Below are 3244 nucleotides of genomic sequence, written 5' to 3' on the forward strand. Positions count from 1 at the left end.
ATGACCATTTGCTCGACACCTTTATTTCAACGTTAGGACTCTCGCCGACTATAATTAAATCCCATCCTAACTACCAAAACCTACGGTCTTACGGCGTTATTACCGCCTAATTTTGTCCGGAGTATTGTTACCTCAAAGCGATGCTAAACAAATTTTAGATGCGGTGAAGCAGATTAAGTCTCTCAAATTGCCTCCAGACGAAGCAGCATTTCTAGACTTAGATGCTATTTTCATGTCTAGAAGACTCTTAAATGAAACAATCGAGACGTTAAAGATCCGAAAGGCAGCAGGAAGCCAGAATCCGGTTCTTTATAGAACTTTAGGCGATCGCTATGTAGAGGCACGGCTACCAGAAGAAGCTTATCGTGAATATACAATAGCAGTTCAATTGGCACAAAGTAATGGCAACTTAGATGAATTAGAAAAGGTGCAGGAACGACTAAAATTAATACAAATTATAACCAACTCCCAATGAGGAGGAAAGGCGCCCAGTAGAATGGGTGGCGATATTCAGGATTTGACATTAAGCTTAATTGTGCTTGTCTTAATGCTTCTGCTTTAGGTTTACCATTTTTTAACTCTTTGTAAAATTCTTTCATCAGCAAAGCAGTAGAATCTGCATCTACTCGCCACAAACTGGCTACGGTACTTCTTGCACCTGCCTGGGCAGCAATTCCAGCAATTCCCAGTATTGAGCGTTTGTTGCCTTTCGCTGTTTCGCAAGCACTTAAGACTAATAATTCAATTGCTGCTGTATCAGCTTGATTTTCTCCTTTTAATAAGCGATCAAGTTCCAATACATTAATTGCTCTATCGTACATCAAAATTATCGTTTTATAGGGATCAGAGCTAAACTGCCCATGAGTCGCTATATGAATGATGGGAAAATTATCTTTACTCAAATTCTGCTTTAGTTGTTGAAGTGTAAAGTTTTTATCTAATAATACAAGTGAAGAATTAACTTGTTGTTCAATATCCTCTATTTCCTTCTTTGATTGAGGCAGAGGTGGCATATTTTCTAAAGTATATTGATGATCGTTGAAGTTTTGACTAATTTTAGAGAGTCCAGCAATTAGTGCCTTAAACTGTTCTCTATATAAAAGTTTAGGAGGTCTAACTCTAGAACCTAGAGTTACTGCAACGCTGTACCGTTTCAGCAAATAATCTTTTCCATCATGCAGCAAGCCCATCGGCAGACTTTGAAAAGATTGATCTAGGGTAAATACTAATGTTCCTGATGAAGGTAAGTGTTTATTAATAGGTGCAATTAGTAATTTATAAAGCGCTTGATAAGGTAGTATAAGGGCATACTCATCAGTATCAATAAGGTTTTTATTCTGCAAATTATTCAACAGATTATCGACATGCTCTCTAATTAACTTGGAGGCGACAGAATGACGATGAAGAGATTTGTCTGGGGACTGTACAATTACCTCTATACGGTCATCCAAGTCAATGATATGAATTATTCCAAAAGCACTATTTAAGTTTTTAATTTCTTTTAAAGTAATGAGGTCGAGTTTACCGCATTTTAGAAAATTTTCTAACTCTGCTATTTGCAGCCTTTCGTTTGTTTGAATTACTTTTTCTAAATCTGGGTTGCTTGAGTCAAGCAGCAATCGCATATAATTACGATAAACAGGTTCTACTTTTTCATAAAAAGATAATTGTAAATCAGTGTTACTTGCTGAAAGATTGTTGCGAACTTGAGTTATATTATCAATTGCTGCACTATAAGCTAAAAGAGCTTCTTCAACTTTTCCTTGCTTCTTGTACAAATCCCCTAACTGTTGCTGCCATTGATAAGCAATCTCCCATGCATGGACTGATTGGGCCCAACCTAAAGCCTTTTCAAAATAGGCTTGTGATTGCTCTGGTCGCTTTGCTAATTTACCCAAAGTACCGAAACTATACGACAACAACTGCTGGTCGTTGATACTTTTAGCTGTTTGCAAAGCTTCTTGTGCATACTGAAGGGCTGATGATTGCAATTGCTTATCTTGAAGTTGATTCAGGCTATTAGCAAGGTTAAGCTTTGCATAAACTCTTTGAGTAGGGGGTAGTTGAGAAAACTGAGAGGAGTTTTTCAGCAATAGAGTTACAGAAAACTGAATCTGTTGAGTGATGCTAGGGGAAATATTAGTTAAACTTTTATTACCTGAGCTAGCCTCTCTTTTTAGCCATTTTGAAAAATCTAACAATAAATTCAAGCGATGTTGTTGCGATTGTAGCTGTATTTCTCTAGGAACGCTTGAAGTGCTAATTAAAAATTGATAAATTTCCAAGGACTCCAATGCTTTGTTTTGAATTAAATTGACATTTTCTTGCCGAAGTTCTGGTTCTTCTACCCAGTAGTACTTATCTTGTAGTCTCTTATAGATAGTTTGTTTAGTACTAGCTAGCGAGAGACGAATTCCACTAACATCATATTTTGGTGTCGTTTGTTGAGCCAGCAAGAGAGTTTTCTTTAAAACTACTTCTGATTCATTTAACTTACCAATTAGACGCAGAGCATCTCCTAAGTTTTGTAATCCAAGTAAATATACTTGCGTTGGCTCTAGCTTGTGAATTGCTGATGAGAGAAGATTTTCTATAGATTCAGTAAGTTGTAATTGTGTTGGGGCACAAATCCAAGCATTCATCTTCAAAGCCTCTAGCAGTGTCTCACATGCACGAGGATACAACCCTAAAGTTTGTAGAGCAAGGTTCTCGTTAATCAAACTCCCTGTAATGCCTTCAGAGTCTTGGAGTTGACGGTAAATTTTCGTAGCTTGTTGCCAACTTTGGGAAGCTTCTTGGGCTTGACCTTGATTCAATTGCCAATGACCCTTTTGGGTCAATAATTCTGCTTGATTTTGTTTTGCTTGTTGATTTACAGTTTCAGCCAAGGTAAAAGGTGCATAGCTCGCACTTGCGGATAAGCCTAAAATACTTAACAACAGATAGTTAAAGCAATACTTAATTTTGATCATCTTAACTCCCATGAGACCCCTATTATTAAAGCTACGTAAACGTGAGCGATTTGGTAGCTTTCAAGGATTTTGGTTCTGGACGATTACTCGAACCATTGCTCAGGTGAAATTCTGAGCTATTTCTCGGTCAAATTTAAGGTTTCAGTATCAATACTCCGGACAAAATTAGGCGGTAATAACGCCGTAAGACCGTAGGTTTTGGTAGTTAGGATGGGATTTAATTATAGTCGGCGAGAGTCCTAACGTTGAAATAAAGGTGTCGAGCAAATGGT

At 37.5% G+C, this 3244-nt stretch carries 2 protein-coding genes; one reads left to right on the forward strand and one right to left on the reverse strand.

Features of this window, described 5'->3' with window-relative positions; all coding sequences use genetic code 11:
• Positions 1-124 precede the first annotated feature (124 nt).
• Positions 125-475 carry a hypothetical protein gene (locus FNW02_RS37795; protein ID WP_225226312.1) on the forward strand — a complete coding sequence of 117 codons (351 nt, stop codon included), beginning with the start codon at positions 125-127 and terminating at the stop codon, positions 473-475.
• On the opposite strand, the gene FNW02_RS37800 is transcribed toward FNW02_RS37795, so the two are convergent.
• Positions 456-2972, reverse strand: a complete 2517-nt coding sequence (locus tag FNW02_RS37800; protein WP_191762577.1) for a CHAT domain-containing protein — start codon at positions 2970-2972, stop codon at positions 456-458. The two genes, FNW02_RS37795 and FNW02_RS37800, sit on opposite strands and share 20 nt — an antisense overlap.
• Positions 2973-3244: the final 272 nt, after the last annotated feature.

Source organism: Komarekiella delphini-convector SJRDD-AB1 (assembly GCF_014831675.1).
GTDB lineage: Bacteria > Cyanobacteriota > Cyanobacteriia > Cyanobacteriales > Nostocaceae > Komarekiella.

Excerpts from the sequence above, each read along its gene's own strand:
- FNW02_RS37800 (WP_191762577.1), bottom strand. The coding sequence starts at position 2,972 with ATGATCAAAATTAAGTATTGCTTTAACTATCTGTTGTTAAGTATTTTA.